Annotated in this window: 14 protein-coding genes and 1 pseudogene; 6 read left to right on the forward strand and 9 right to left on the reverse strand. The window is 72.8% G+C overall.

Features of this window, described 5'->3' with window-relative positions:
- Window positions 1-171: 171 nt before the first annotated feature.
- Window positions 172-1,080, forward strand: a complete 909-nt coding sequence (locus tag Actob_RS41880; protein ID WP_284917500.1) for a hypothetical protein — start codon at window positions 172-174, stop codon at window positions 1,078-1,080.
- A 132-nt stretch (window positions 1,081-1,212) separates the two neighbouring features.
- Here the strand turns inward: Actob_RS41880 and Actob_RS41885 are convergent, their stop codons facing one another.
- From Actob_RS41885 to Actob_RS41895, 3 genes and pseudogenes are all read right to left on the reverse strand, one after another.
- Window positions 1,213-1,674 carry a DUF6023 family protein gene (locus Actob_RS41885; protein ID WP_284917501.1) on the reverse strand — a complete coding sequence of 154 codons (462 nt, stop codon included), beginning with the start codon at window positions 1,672-1,674 and terminating at the stop codon, window positions 1,213-1,215.
- A gap of 248 nt (window positions 1,675-1,922) precedes the next feature.
- Window positions 1,923-3,026: a type III polyketide synthase gene (locus Actob_RS41890; RefSeq protein WP_407653505.1), complete on the reverse strand. Its 1,104-nt coding sequence runs from the start codon at window positions 3,024-3,026 to the stop codon at window positions 1,923-1,925.
- Window positions 3,027-3,232: 206 nt separating this feature from the next.
- Window positions 3,233-3,940 (reverse strand): annotated as a pseudogene (locus Actob_RS41895) (methyltransferase domain-containing protein); the annotation flags it as partial.
- Between the two features lie 238 nt (window positions 3,941-4,178).
- Between Actob_RS41895 and Actob_RS41900 the strand changes: the two are divergent.
- The 4 genes from Actob_RS41900 (at window position 4,179) to disA (ending at window position 8,540) form a co-directional block, all read left to right on the forward strand.
- A complete protein-coding gene (locus Actob_RS41900; RefSeq protein WP_284917502.1) occupies window positions 4,179-5,006 on the forward strand; it encodes a UbiA family prenyltransferase in 828 nt (275 codons plus the stop codon).
- A gap of 114 nt (window positions 5,007-5,120) precedes the next feature.
- Window positions 5,121-5,825, forward strand: a complete 705-nt coding sequence (locus Actob_RS41905; RefSeq protein WP_284917503.1) for a hypothetical protein — start codon at window positions 5,121-5,123, stop codon at window positions 5,823-5,825.
- 31 nt (window positions 5,826-5,856) lie between these two features.
- Complete coding sequence (gene radA, locus Actob_RS41910; RefSeq protein ID WP_284917504.1) at window positions 5,857-7,275, forward strand: DNA repair protein RadA; 1,419 nt, start codon at window positions 5,857-5,859, stop codon at window positions 7,273-7,275.
- Window positions 7,276-7,439: 164 nt separating this feature from the next.
- The gene (gene disA, locus Actob_RS41915; protein ID WP_407653749.1) at window positions 7,440-8,540 is read left to right on the forward strand and encodes a DNA integrity scanning diadenylate cyclase DisA; all 1,101 of its coding nucleotides are present in this window, start codon (window positions 7,440-7,442) and stop codon (window positions 8,538-8,540) included.
- Between the two features lie 131 nt (window positions 8,541-8,671).
- Here disA and Actob_RS41920 read toward each other — a convergent pair whose 3' ends face one another.
- From Actob_RS41920 to Actob_RS41935, 4 genes are all read right to left on the reverse strand, one after another.
- On the reverse strand, window positions 8,672-9,181 hold the full coding sequence (locus Actob_RS41920) for a 2'-5' RNA ligase family protein (protein WP_284917506.1): 510 nt from the start codon (window positions 9,179-9,181) through the stop codon (window positions 8,672-8,674).
- A 7-nt stretch (window positions 9,182-9,188) separates the two neighbouring features.
- Window positions 9,189-9,953 carry an adhesin gene (locus tag Actob_RS41925; RefSeq protein ID WP_284917507.1) on the reverse strand — a complete coding sequence of 255 codons (765 nt, stop codon included), beginning with the start codon at window positions 9,951-9,953 and terminating at the stop codon, window positions 9,189-9,191.
- 81 nt (window positions 9,954-10,034) lie between these two features.
- On the reverse strand, window positions 10,035-10,532 hold the full coding sequence (locus Actob_RS41930; protein ID WP_284917508.1) for a peptide deformylase: 498 nt from the start codon (window positions 10,530-10,532) through the stop codon (window positions 10,035-10,037).
- Complete coding sequence (locus tag Actob_RS41935) at window positions 10,529-11,032, reverse strand: glycine cleavage system protein R (protein WP_284917509.1); 504 nt, start codon at window positions 11,030-11,032, stop codon at window positions 10,529-10,531. The genes Actob_RS41930 and Actob_RS41935 overlap by 4 nt, the downstream gene beginning before the upstream one ends.
- 21 nt (window positions 11,033-11,053) lie before the next feature.
- On the opposite strand from Actob_RS41935, the gene Actob_RS41940 reads away from it, so the two are divergent.
- Window positions 11,054-11,953 carry an HhH-GPD family protein gene (locus Actob_RS41940; RefSeq protein ID WP_284917510.1) on the forward strand — a complete coding sequence of 300 codons (900 nt, stop codon included), beginning with the start codon at window positions 11,054-11,056 and terminating at the stop codon, window positions 11,951-11,953.
- On the opposite strand, the gene Actob_RS41945 is transcribed toward Actob_RS41940, so the two are convergent.
- Both Actob_RS41945 and Actob_RS41950 read right to left on the reverse strand, forming a co-directional pair.
- Window positions 11,948-12,499, reverse strand: a complete 552-nt coding sequence (locus Actob_RS41945; protein WP_284917511.1) for a DUF4291 domain-containing protein — start codon at window positions 12,497-12,499, stop codon at window positions 11,948-11,950. The genes Actob_RS41940 and Actob_RS41945 overlap by 6 nt on opposite strands.
- Before the next feature lie 17 nt (window positions 12,500-12,516).
- Complete coding sequence (locus tag Actob_RS41950; RefSeq protein ID WP_284917512.1) at window positions 12,517-13,044, reverse strand: hypothetical protein; 528 nt, start codon at window positions 13,042-13,044, stop codon at window positions 12,517-12,519.
- Between the last annotated feature and the right edge of the window lie 35 nt (window positions 13,045-13,079).

A 13,079-nucleotide genomic window follows, 5' to 3' on the forward strand; every position in this document is an offset into this window, starting at 1 on the left:
CACGACTCCAGCCAACGAGTCGGAAATTCCGGACCTGATGGCTTTGCCAGATCAAGCGTATCCCTGCGGTCCATGCCACGACACCACTGGCGATGCGGCGTAGCGTGCGAGACGCTGGACGGAAGTTCCCCGACCGAAGCAAGATCTGGTCGGCCAGGGGGGAGGTGAGTCATGGCAGGCGCGAGCGACAACGGCGGCTGGCCGCCCGACGGCGGTTCGCCCGACGAGCTGCCCGACCTCCCTGAGGAGTGGGGCGTCATCGTCATCCCCGACGACCTCTCAGAGCTGTCTGACGAGGTGGAGGCGGTGCGCGCCGAGCTGCACCTGGCTCCCCCGCCGAACCGCTGGCAGCGATTCGCCCGCCGTCCGGGGGTCCGCCTGCTGAGCCGGGCCGCCACCCTGCTGCTGCGCGCCCCGGTCCTGATCGTCTCGATGGCGATTTTGGTGACGGTGGCGAGCCTGTTCGCCTCGGCGTGGCCCGGCACGCCCCGGCAGCCGGCCACCCAGCGCACCTCCGGCACCTCCGCGGCACCCGGCAAGACCCTGCCCGCCCTCGACCTGATCGGCCCCGACGGCCAGGCCGTGCCCCTCCTCGGGCAGAAACCGATGGTCGTCATCATCACTGACGGTTGCGACTGCGACCGCCTGATCGCCGACACGGTCGCCGCCGTCCGCCCGCACGTGTCGGTGCTTGCCGTCTCGACCACCGCCCCCACCCGGCGAGGCAATCCGACCACCGCCGCCCCGCCCCGAGGCGATGCGGCCCCCATCCCGCAGGGCAGTGCACCCGGCGCCCGGACGCCGCAGGGTGGTGCGCCCGGCGCTCAGACCGAGCAGGGCAGCGCGTCCGGCGGCCAGAATCCGCAGGGCGGCCTGACCACCGCGCAGACACCACGCTCGGATGGCAAGACCGTGCTCTACCTCCAGGACCCGACCGGCCACCTCCGCGAGCGCGCCGGCCTGACCACCCAGGACGGCAGCGCCGCGACCTTCGTGGTCAACAGCACCGGCGAGGTCCTGCGCCTCTACCAGCACGTCGTCTCGGTCACCGCGTTCCAGTCCGACCTCGACCGCCTCTAGCCCCAGGTGCGCCGCCCGATCCCGGTCACCCCGTTTTCCGGTACGCCCACCCGGCCCCGCATCGACCACCGCCCACGAACGCACCGATCGCGCACACGGCGACCCAGATCACCGGCATGCCCGTTCGAAGGCCTAGCCGGGGCTGCTCCGCTCGAGCGTGTAGCGGAAGATCACCGGGCCGATCTTGTCGACCACGACCCGCAGGCGCAGCTGGGTGCCCACGCCGACGCTGAACACCTCGGGCGTCCGCGACCCGGAACAGTGCAAGCCGCGCCCGGAATCCTCGTCGCCCTCGCCGAGGCTGACCCGGACCAGACTGCCGTCCGGCCCCGCGCACACCACCGAGACCAGAAACGCCCCGCCGTCCAGATCGTCTGTTTTCGCATAGTCTGCACCAGCGGCCAGCACCATGGTGTCCGCCGCCTCCTGCTCGCCGGTGTCCGGCAGCAGCCGCTCGGCAGTCAGCCGCCAATCCAGCAGCCGCGGATCAGCCGCCGACCGAGGCCGCGCCGACCACCACCAGGCTCCCCCCACCACAAGCAGCAGGGCAGCCGCGCCGTGCAGCACCACCCCGCGTGCCCGCGCACCGGTCACATCACTCCCCCGTCCGCCTCCAGCACGCCCGACCTTCACGCCATCGCCCCGCCGGCCATCGGTCGCGCTCGCAACATCACGTCATCGCCCCGCCTGCCACCGGCACCGGCCCGCTCGCGACTTCACCCCATCGCCGCGCCCGTCGCCGGCACCGGACCCGCTCGCGACCTCACGTCATCGGCTCGCCTGCCTCCGGCGCGGCGGGTGCGTTTCGCCGGTTCGGTTGCGACCCGGCTTTTGGCCGCTTGCTAGCCATCCATCCCTTTCGCCGCTTCCGGGGTGACTGTAGAGAATTCGAGCAGGGCGCCATAGAGGGTGAGGCCGGGACCGAAGGCCAGCATCACCACCCGGCGGGGCGGGCGCGGGGCGCGGCGGAGTGCGTTCAGGACCAGGAGAACGGTGGGTGAGGAGCAGTTACCGTACGCCGAGAGCACGCCCCGTGACGCCGCCAGCGCCGACTCCTCCAGGCCCAGCCGCTCGCGCACCACGTCCAGGATCCGCGGGCCGCCGGGATGCACCGCCCAGCCGTCCACCTCGTCGATCTTGAGTCCGTGACGGTCGAGCAGGACGTCGACCAGCTCCCGGACGTGCACGGAGAGCACGGCCGGCACCTCCGGGGACAGCCCCATCCGGAACCCGAGGTCGGTGACCTCCCAGGTCATGTGCCCGGTCGTGGTGGTGTCGGTGACCGCGACGACCTCGCGCACCTGGTACCCCGGCAGTGACCGGGCAGCCGGGGTGAGCACCGCCGCGGCCGCCGCGTCGGAGAAGAGCGCGTGCGAGACGATCTGCTGCACGTCCAGCGCGCCGGTCCCGGCCGGCTGCATGTGCAGGCTGGTCAGCTCGGTGCAGAGCAACAGCGCGGGACGGCCGCGGGCGACCACGAAGTCATTGGCCGCGCCCAGCCCCGGCAGCGCGGCGTAACAGCCCATGTGCCCGACGAAGAGGCGCTGCACGTTCGGTGACATGTCCAGGTCGCGGGCGAGCAGGATGTCCAGCCCGGGCGTGGCGTAACCGGTGCACGAGCAGACCGCGAAAAGTCCCAGCTCGGACGCGGTGAGCCCGGCGTCGGCCAGGGCCTGGCTCGCCGCGGCCCGGCCGAGCGGCACCGCCTCGTCCTGGTAGCGGCGCATCCGGCGCTCGGTGGACCACTCGGAGACGTCCTCCAGCAACGGGCTCACCGCGGCCTGCCGGGTGACCACCCCGGAGTTCGCGAAGATCCGCCGGGCCAGTCCGCGCCGCCCGCTCGCGTAGTGCTGGGCGAAGAAGCCATCCCACAGCGCGTCCTGCTCCGTGGTGGGCGGCAACGCCACGCCCAGCCCGCTGATCACCGCTCCGGACACGGCTGTCACCTGCCACCACGATCCCCGGCGGCGGCCCGTGCCGCCCGCCCGCTCGAGCGGTCGTCAAGCCAGGCCGGATAGTCGCCACCGCCGGCCGGACGGGAACGACGGTCGGGCGCCCGGCTCTCGCGCGGACCCGGATGCCGGCCACCGTCGCGGGTGGCAGAAGCCCCGGCGGGCTGAGGCCCCTGACCGGCCGAGGGATGGTGGGCCGACTTGCGGCCGAGGCCCTGGTAGAGGACCGCGGTGGAGAAGGTGGGCAGCATGCGCCCGAGCGGGCGGGCATTCCCGGTCCGCCCGGCGGTCAGCCACCGGAGCAGCCCGGACAGGCTCGGGCGCACGCCGCGGAACGCCAGCCGGACACCGTGCCTGGCGAACTCGGCACGCAGCCGGGCCGGCGACACGAAGAGCGCCGGGTCGTGCAGGCCGACGGGTGCCATGCCGGTCCGCTCGCCCAGGGTGACAGTGATGAACCGGCTGAGCCCGGTGGAATTCAGCGTGTCGAGCACCACCGTGCCGCCGGGCCGCAGCACCCGGCACAGCTCGGCGACGGTCGCGGGCAGGTCGGGGACGTGCTCCAGGATCTCGCCGGCCACCACCACGTCGGCCGAGTCGGCGGCGAGCGGGAGCGCTGCCACGTCACCGCCGACCGGCGTCACGCCCCGCTCGGCGGCCAGGGCGAGGCCGGATCGGCGCAGGTCCACGCCGACGTGCCGGTAACCCAGGTCGCGGACGTGCGGGGCGAGCAGGCCGCCGCCGCAGCCGGCGTCCAGCAGGATCCGGCCCGGCTCGGCCGGGCGTGGGATCAGCTCGGCCCGGGCCGCGGCGAGCCAGTGCAACAGCTCGAACCGGCCGCCCGGCCGCCACCACTCGCCGGCCAGGTCGTCGTACTGGCACGGATCGTTACGCCGCATCGACAGCATGTGATCGAGACTGGCACGATACCCGCCGCGGCACCACCGGACGGCGGCGAACCTGTGGACAACGGACCCCGGGAACACCGCGGCGCCGACCGGAAGAAGTCGGCGAAAGGCCAGCTGGCGAGCCAGGCGAGGCGCCCGGCGGGGCGGGGACAGCGGGTCCCATGAGGTCACCGAGGTCTCACCGGGAACGACAGGAACTCCTGGCCTGACCGTCACCTTCGGACGCAGACTGCTCACCATGTCCCGTGCGCTCGCCCTGCTGCGCTCCGCCCATCCGGAACCGGGTGCCGCCGTCACCCTGGTGATGACCCTGCTCGCCGCCGGCGCGGGACACCGCGGCCGGCGCCTGCTCTGCGTGGCCCTCGCGGTGGCCGCGACCCAGCTCGCGGTGGGCTGGGTGAACGACTGGCTGGACGCGGACCGGGACCGGCACACCGGCCGGCCGGACAAACCGGTCGCCACGGGCGCGGTCTCTCACCGTACCGTAGGAATCTCCGGGTTGATCGCGGCCCTGGCCGCGCCGGTCGTGGCGATTCCGCTGGGCGCGGCCGCCGCCGTGACCATCGGGGTGGCCGGGTTCGTCGGGCTGTCCTACGACTGGCCGCTGAAGTCCACGCCGTTCTCGGTGCTGCCCTATCTGGTGGCGTTCGGCCTGTTGCCGGCGTTCGTGGTGGTGGCGCTGCCCGGGCATCCGGCGCCGCCGGTCTGGCTGGTCGCGGCGGCCGGGCTGCTCGGCGCCGGCGCGCACTTCGCCAACGTGCTGCCCGACCTGGCCGACGACGCGGCGACCGGGGTACGCGGGCTGCCGCACCGGATCGGCGCCGGCGGTTCCCGGCTGGCCGCCGCGGTGCTGCTGCTGGGCGCGACGGCCGTCCTGGTCCTCGGGCCGCCCGGAGCGCCGTCGGTGACCGGCTGGCTGGCCGGAGCGGCGGCCGTGGTGGTGCTGCCGATCGGGTGGTATGCCGCCGGACGAGCCCGGGGACGCCAGGTGGCGCTGTTCCGCGCGGTGATGGTGGTGGCCCTGATCGACGTCCTCCTGCTCATCTCCAGCGGGCCGGTGGTGTGATCCACGCGGGCCGGAGGGCAAGACGGGAGCCCGGATGGATGGGTCGCCGCACGCGACGGATTACCGCCCACTAGGCTGATCTCACACCTTGGTGTCGCTATTTGGAGGATCGTGATGCGCTCGCTGGTAACCCGTCGCGCCGCCCTGGTCGCGGGTGTCGCCACCGTCGGTGCCATCGCGCTGGCCGGGTGCTCGGCCGGCCAGGTTGCCGAGACCGCCATCCTGGACACCCCGATCGCCGGGGTCAACGCGCAGTCCGCCAAGGGCAGCGTCTTCGTGCGCAACGCCCAGGTGGTCTACAACGGCATCAAGGGCTACGCCAAGGGCGAGAACGCGCCGCTCGAGCTGAGCCTCTACAACCAGTCGGACAAAGAGGTCACCGTCTCGATCACCAGCGAGCCGGTCGACCAGCCGCAGGTCGTCTCGGCGCGGCAGGTGGGCTTCGTCACCGCGGCCACGCCGGCCCCGGCGCAGTCCGGCGCTGCCCCGTCGCAGTCCGGTGCGGCCCCGTCCGCGTCCGGCGCGCTCCCGGAGGGCTCGGCCACGCCGTCCGCTCCGGCCGCCGCGCCGTCGGCGGCGGTGACCGCCGCGCAGGTCAAGATCGCCCCGCTCGGCCAGGCCCTGTTCCGGCCCACCGACGCGAACAAGCTGCAACTCGTCGGCCTCTCCGACGACCTGAAGCCGGGGCAGAACGTGAACCTGGTCTTCCACTTCAGCACCGGCGAGCCCGACCTGGCCATCCAGGCGCCGGTCGCGATCCCGGCGACCGCGGCCTCCCGGGCGCCCGGCACGACGGGCGAGCACACCGAGGGCGAGTGACGTTGTCGTACCCGGCGGCTAACTTGGCCGGGTGACATCCTCGCGAACCAGTTCCAAGGCGGCCCGGCCGGCCTACGTCTGCGACGCCTGCGGCCATCAGCCACCGAAATGGCTGGGCCGCTGCCCGGAGTGCGGCGAGTGGGGCTCGGTCATCGAGTCCACGGTGACCGTCGGGGTCTCCGGCCGGGTGGTCAGCTCCCGCATGCCGGCCGAGCCGGCCCGGCCGATCTCGCAGATCAGCGCCGCGCCCGCGCGGGCCGTGCCGAGTGGCGTCAGCGAGCTCGACCGGGTGCTCGGCGGCGGCCTGGTCCCCGGTGCCGTGGTCCTGCTCGCCGGTGAGCCCGGGGTGGGCAAGTCGACGCTGCTGCTCGACGTGGCCCAGCAGTGGGCGACCGGCGCCGGCACGCCGTCGCTGGTGGTCAGCGGCGAGGAGTCGGTGAGCCAGGTCCGGCTGCGCGCCGAGCGGCTCGGCGCCCTGCACGAGCGCCTCTTCCTGGCCGCCGAGAATGATCTGGGCGCGGTCATCGGGCACCTCGACGCGGTGAAACCGGGCCTGCTGGTGCTCGACTCGGTGCAGACCGTCTCGGCGCCCGGCACCGAGGGCGTGCCCGGCGGCGTCACCCAGGTCCGGGCGGTCACCGCGGCGCTGGTCTCGATCGCCAAGGAGCGGGGCATCGCCACCGTCCTGGTCGGTCACGTCACCAAGGACGGCCAGGTGGCCGGTCCCCGGGTGCTGGAGCACCTGGTCGACGTGGTGCTGCACTTCGAGGGCGACAAGCATTCGTCGCTGCGCCTGGTCCGCGGGGTGAAAAACCGGTTCGGCGCGGCCGACGAGGTGGGTTGCTTCGAGATGCACGAGGGCGGGATCAGCAGCCTGCCCGACCCGTCCGGGCTGTTCCTGACCCGCTATCAGGAGCCGGTCCCGGGCACCTGCGTGACCGTCGCGATGGAGGGCCGGCGAGCGCTGGTGACCGAGGTGCAGGCGCTGATCGGTGCCGAGGTGCAGGGTTCCCCCAGGCGCACGGTGTCCGGCCTCGACAGCGCCCGGCTCGCCATGGTGCTGGCCGTGCTGGAGCGCCGCACCAAGCAGATCAAGCTCTACAACCGTGAGGTGTTCGCGGCGACAGTGGGCGGCATCCGGCTCACCGAGCCCTCCGCCGACCTGGCGATGGCTCTCGCGGTGGCCTCCGGCGGGCTGGACCTGGCGATGGCGCCGACCCTGGTGGCGATCGGCGAGGTGGGGCTGACCGGGGAGATCCGCCGGGTGAGCGCGATCGGCCGGCGGCTGGCCGAGGCGGCCCGGCTCGGGTTCCGGGTGGCCCTGGTGCCGCCGGGCAGCCTCAGCGGTGAGGCCGGGGCGCCCAAGGGCCTGGAGGTGATCGAGGTCGGCGACCTGCGCTCGGCCCTGCAGAACGCGGCTCGCGCCTCGGCAGAGCACAGCACTCGGTGACCCAGAGTGACAAATCATCACGCTACGGAGCATTCATCGAACCATGCCTCGTTGCGCGTGATGAAGGTTCGTAGACTGTACCGGTGCCGCTCGACCGCGATGGTTCCAAGTCCGCCGCCAGTTCAACGCCGCGCCCCGGCGTCAACGGCGCGGGCCACCGCGCGGTGGCCCCACTGACCGGCATCGGTCTCACCGGGGGTGCCAGCGATCCGATCCGGGCGAACCTCGCCCTGATGGCGCCCGGCACCGCCCTGCGCGACGGCCTGGAACGGATCCTGCGCGGCCGCACCGGCGCGCTCATCGTGCTGGGCTACGACTCGGTCGTCGAGACCATCTGCACGGGTGGCTTCCCGCTGGACGTGGAGTTCTCCGCCACCCGGCTGCGGGAGCTGTGCAAGATGGACGGCGCCGTGGTTCTCTCCAGCGACGGGACCCGGATCGTCCGGGCGGCGGTGCACCTGATGCCTGACCCATCGATCCCCTCCGAGGAGTCCGGCACCCGGCACCGCACCGCGGAGCGGGTGGCCAAGCAGTCCGGCTTCCCGGTGATCTCGGTGAGCCAGTCGATGCACATCATCGGGCTGTATGTGAACGGCCAGCGGCACGTCCTGGACGACTCGGCGGCCATCCTGTCCCGGGCCAACCAGGCACTGGCCACCCTGGAGCGTTACAAGCTGCGGCTGGACGAGGTGTCCGGCACGCTCTCCGCCCTGGAGATCGAGGACCTGGTCACGGTCCGGGACGCGGTTGCCGTGGTGCAGCGGCTGGAGATGGTCCGCCGGATCGCCGACGAGATCTCCGGTTACGTGGTGGAGCTGGGCACCGACGGCCGGCTGCTCGCCCTGCAGCTGGACGAGCTGATGGCCGGCGTCGACGCCGACCGCACCCTGGTGATCCGGGACTACCTGCCGACCGGGCGCAAGGCACGCACCCTGGACGAGGCGCTGGTCGAGCTGGATCTGCTCACCGCCACCGAGATGATCGACCTGGTCGCGGTGGCCAAGGCGATCGGCTACCCGGGCGCCTCCGACGCGCTGGACGCGGCGGTGTCACCGCGTGGGTTCCGGCTGCTGGCCAAGGTGCCGCGGTTGCCCGCGCAGATCGTGGACCGGCTGGTGGACCACTTCGGCAGCCTGCAGCGGCTGCTCGGGGCGACCGTCGAGGACTTGCAGGCGGTGGAGGGGGTCGGTGACGCCCGGGCACGGGGAGTGCGCGAGGGGCTGTCCCGGCTCGCCGAGGCGTCGATACTCGAGCGTTACGTCTGAGCGGGCGGGCTCCGGGCGTACCGGAAACGGGGGAAACCGCGAGCGGAAGCCCGGCCGGGCGTCGCGGGCGAACCTCTTCCGGGTGATGCCGGCGGGGTGTCGGTCCTGACGCTGTGTCACGGCCGGCGGGGTCACACGGGGTGCGCGATGTCGTTGGCGTGGTCGGCGATCGCCGCTCCGGTCACCGTCGCGGTCAGCGGCAGGATCTCCAGGCAGCGGCGGATCGCCGGGGCCATCATCGGGTTCGGCACCCGCAGCGACACCGTGCAGTGCGGCACCCACCGGCCCGGCTGGTACTGCTCCCAGATCTCCACCCCGCCGGCCGCGAGCCGCTCGTGCACCACCCGGTGGTGGTCCAGCAGCTCCCCGGTCATGGTGATGCCGAGCCAGAGCACCCGGCCGACGAACTGGCCGGCGAAATCCATCCGCAGGGTGAGCCCGCGGCCCACGGCGAGCCCGTCGAGAGCGGTGGCAGCGGCCACCGGATCGATCGTCCGGGCGGCGGCCAGCGAAACGTGCGGGCGGTGCTTCTGATGCAGCGACCCCAGGGTCGGGATGCCCTCGGACTCCAGGGCACGCCACAGCGTCCGGACCCGCCGGGTGGCGTCGATGTCCAGATACAGCTCGAGTGCCGCGACCAACCCGGGATCAGGCGGTGATGGTCACGGTGACCGGCTTGCTTCTGATCTGGTCCAGGCGGCTGCGCAGCTGGTACTGCCCGGCCTCCGGGGCGGGGCCGGCGGCGGACGAGAGGCTGCACGTCGTCGACTGCCGGCCGTTCCAGGTGATGTGCCACTCGCGCTCGACGCCGGGCGGGAACGACTGCACGTCGCTGCCCCGGGCCGGGCTGCACTTGTCCGATGACCAGACCGTCTGCGCGCCCTGGTCGAGGTAGAGCTCCTGCGGGTCGGCGCCGACGTCACGGGTGCAGGTACGCGTACCCACGTTCTTGATCTTCAGAGTGATCGACAGGGGCGCGCCGCGCTTGATCGTGGCGGTCGCCGGCACCGGCGTCACCAGCATCTCGGCATCGGTGCAGGAGCCGTCGGCCGGCTCGTTGACGTTGGTGTTGCTCCCGGTCCCGTTGGCGCCGCCGGCGGTGGTCGGCAGCAGACCGCCGTCGTCACCGGGAAGGGTCTGCTGGGACTGCGCGGCGTCCGGGTCCGGATAGGACTGGCCGCCGGGCGGGGCCGAGTCGAGCAGGCCGGACGGGGTGGGCGACGCCGAGACCGACGGTTTGGCCGGGGCCGGTGTCGGCAGCGACGACGACGCGTTCTTGGTGTTCGGCGAGGTGTCGTCCTCGTGCGAGCACGCCACGAACCACACGATGATGCCCAGCAGCAGGGCGCCGAGCACTACCGCACGCCGCCGCCAGTAGACCGCGGGTGAGAGGGGACCAACCGTCGTACGCATGATGTGGCCCACCGTAAACCCGTACCCGTGGATGAAGCGCGCGACGCGCCGGGCGTCCGACACCAACTCACGTATCGTTCGTTAGAGATAGACCTTGCGTTGGTAGATCGCGTGCGCACCGGCCACCCGATCGAGGAACAGCTTTCCGGCGCAGTGATCGATCTCATGCTGCAGGGCACGTGCCTCGAAGGCGTCGGTGGTCAGCGTGACCGTCTCCCCGGTGCCCGGCCGCAGCCCCTCGACGACGATCCGGCCGGCCCGTTTCACGTCACCGGTCAGGTCGGGCACCGACATGCAGCCCTCCCGCCCGGGCCGCCACCGGCTCGCCTCGATGATCTTGGCATTGCAGAGCACGAACGCACCGTGCGTGGTGACGGCCTTGGGGTGGCCGGTGACGTCCACGCAGAACACGCTCGCCGAGACGCCGATCTGCGGAGCGGCCAGGCCGACGCATCCGGGTGACACCCGCATGATGGCCACCAGTTCCTCGGCGAGCGCGACGATCGCCGGATCGGCCGGGTCGACCTCGGCGGCGACCGTGCTGAGCACGCCGGCCGGCGCGGTGACCACCTTCCTCACAGCAGCTCCGACTCGGCACGCCGCAGGGTCACGTCGACACCCAGCTCCGCGCCGGCCACCGCGAGCTGCTCGGCCAGCTCGTCGGCCCGGCCCGGCGGCAGGTCCACCTCGGCGACCAGGACGTAGAGCGGGCCGGTGAGCCGGGTGGTCAGGTCGGTGATGTTGCCACCGGCGCCGGCCACCACCCGGGTGACCGCGGCGACGATGCCGAGCCGGTCCGCACCGTGCACGCTGACCAGGAAGGGCTCGCCCGCGCTCGGGGACGGCTCGGCCTCGACCTGCCGCACCGTGGCCAGCAGACCACCGCCCAGGGCGGAGAGTGCCGCCGACGCGTCGTCGGCGGACGGCCCGGTGCAGATCAGGGTCATCGCGAAGTGTCCACGCAACCGGGTCATCGTCGAGTCGGTCAGGTTCGCGCCGACGGCGGCGAGCGCCTCGGCCACGTCGGCCACGATGCCGGTCCGGTCCGGCCCGATGACGGTGATGGCGAGCTCATGCACCCACTTACAGTAGGTCCTGCTATGACTCTCGCCGACGAAGCCATCACCTGGTACGACGCCAACGCCCGCGATCTCGCGTGGCGACAACCCGAAACCACCCCTTGGGGTGTCCTGGTGAGCGAGGTGATGCTCCAGCAGACCCCGGTGGTCCGGGTGGAGCCGGCCTGGCGCTCCTGGATGACCCGCTGGCCGACGCCGGCCGATCTCGCCGCCGAGCCGCAGTCCGAGGCGGTCCGGATGTGGGGGCGGCTCGGGTACCCCCGGCGGGCGATGCGGTTGCACGCCTGCGCGCAGGCGATAGTGGAACGGCACGGCGGCACCGTGCCTGATGATCTCGACCAGCTGCTCGCGCTGCCCGGGGTGGGGACGTACACCGGGCGCGCGGTCGCGGCGTTCGCCTACGGTCAGCGTCACCCGGTGGTGGACACCAACGTACGACGGGTGGTGTCCCGCGTCGTCGAGGGCAAACCGGACGCCGGCCCGGCGACCACGGCTGCCGACCTGGTCGCGATGGAGGAGCTGCTGCCCGAGGAACCGGCCCGCGCGGCCCGGGCCAGCATCGCGTTCATGGAGCTGGGCGCTGTCGTCTGCACCGCCCGTGCGCCGAAGTGCGTGGCCTGCCCGTTTCACGACGTCTGCGCGTGGCGGCTGACCGGGCTGCCGCTGCCGGACGGGCCGAGCCGCAAGCCCCAGCGGTATGCCGGGACCGACCGTCAGGTGCGTGGCCTGCTGCTGGAGGTGCTGCGGCAGGCCACCGGGCCGGTCCCCCGGCAACGGCTGGACCTGGTCTGGACCGATGAGGTGCAGCGAGCCCGGGCGCTTGCCGGGCTGGTCGAGGACGGTCTGGTGGAGTCGCTGGGCGCGGAGGATTTCGTGCTGGCCGGCGACGCGCCGCGGGGTGCGGTGAACCAGCTGTCATAGCGGGTAGGGACGCTCCGGCGGCAGCAGCAGCGCCGCCCGAGCCTCGTCCCCCGCGTCCAGGTGGCCGCGGATCTCCCGGACCAGGCCGGTCACGTCGGTGATCCCGGTGATCCACTCGTCGACGTAGCGGGCGACCGCCTCGCCGCCGATGCCCAGCTGCAGCGAACGGTACGGCAACTCGCGCAGCCGCAGGTCCCGCTCCGGGTCCCACTGCACCCGGGTCGGCGCCCGCTTGAGCGCCTGCCGCCAGTCGGCGCGGCTCGGATACTCGCCGTGCTGGTAGCTGCTGTGCACCGCGTTGGCGAGCGCCCACTCGAAGCCCTCGCGGGTGATCGAGACGGCGAGGACGTGTTCCTGCCCCTCCTTGGTGGCCCACCCGCAGCGGTACATCATCCACAGGAAGCTCGGCTTGATCCAGGTCATCCGCTCCCGCTTGAACGGTGGGACGAACCGCCCGGCCGCCACCGCCGGCACCGCGATGGCCGGCGAGTACGCCTGGTAGACGGTGATGCTGCGGTCGTCGTAGACCGCCCTGATCTCGCGCATCCGCCCATGATGGGCGGTCAGAGCTGGTGCAGCCAGGCAATAAAGAACAGCACCTCGGCCGCGGCGATGAGCACGGCCACCGGCAGCACCCAGGCCCCGCCCGGCTCACCCGCCAACCGGCGGGTCCAGCGCCGGTGCAGGGCCGCGATACCGATCAGGGCGGCGATCCCGGCCACCGCGATCGGGACGCCGACCAGGAAATGTGCCAGCCACGCGCCGGCTCGGGTCGGCCCGCCCCACGAGGTGTCGTAGGGGCCGGGGTCGACCCACCCGTACAGGATGCCCCGGGCGACGAAGAGGACTTCGAGGGCCAGCGGGATCAGCGCCAAGAGACCGAGCAGCAGGCCCAGGCCGGCGTCGGCGGCCACCGGCAGGAAACGGCGGGGCAGCTCGACGGGCCGGCCGATGCGACTCTGCCAGCCGGCGGCGAGGCGCGCCGCGGTGCCCGGCCGGCCGGCAACGGCCAGGCCCAGGCCCGCCGCGCTGACCGGGGCGAGCCCGGCGCTGTAGAAGACGGCTTGACCGATGCGATGCTTCGCGTTCATGCATCGGAAGCTATGGATCGCACCGGGTCGGCCGC

It is taken from the genome of Actinoplanes oblitus (genome assembly GCF_030252345.1).
In the GTDB taxonomy this organism is placed as follows: Bacteria; Actinomycetota; Actinomycetes; order Mycobacteriales; family Micromonosporaceae; genus Actinoplanes; species Actinoplanes oblitus.

What these genes read in the sequence shown, in the direction of transcription:
- Actob_RS41880 (WP_284917500.1), top strand. Translation starts at nt 172, where the DNA reads ATGGCAGGCGCGAGCGACAACGGCGGCTGGCCGCCCGACGGCGGTTCG.
- Actob_RS41900 (WP_284917502.1), top strand. Translation starts at nt 4,179, where the DNA reads ATGTCCCGTGCGCTCGCCCTGCTGCGCTCCGCCCATCCGGAACCGGGT.
- Actob_RS41905 (WP_284917503.1), top strand. Translation starts at nt 5,121, where the DNA reads ATGCGCTCGCTGGTAACCCGTCGCGCCGCCCTGGTCGCGGGTGTCGCC.
- Actob_RS41925 (WP_284917507.1), bottom strand. Translation starts at nt 9,953, where the DNA reads ATGCGTACGACGGTTGGTCCCCTCTCACCCGCGGTCTACTGGCGGCGG.
- Actob_RS41940 (WP_284917510.1), top strand. Translation starts at nt 11,054, where the DNA reads ATGACTCTCGCCGACGAAGCCATCACCTGGTACGACGCCAACGCCCGC.
- Actob_RS41945 (WP_284917511.1), bottom strand. Translation starts at nt 12,499, where the DNA reads ATGCGCGAGATCAGGGCGGTCTACGACGACCGCAGCATCACCGTCTAC.
- Actob_RS41950 (WP_284917512.1), bottom strand. Translation starts at nt 13,044, where the DNA reads ATGAACGCGAAGCATCGCATCGGTCAAGCCGTCTTCTACAGCGCCGGG.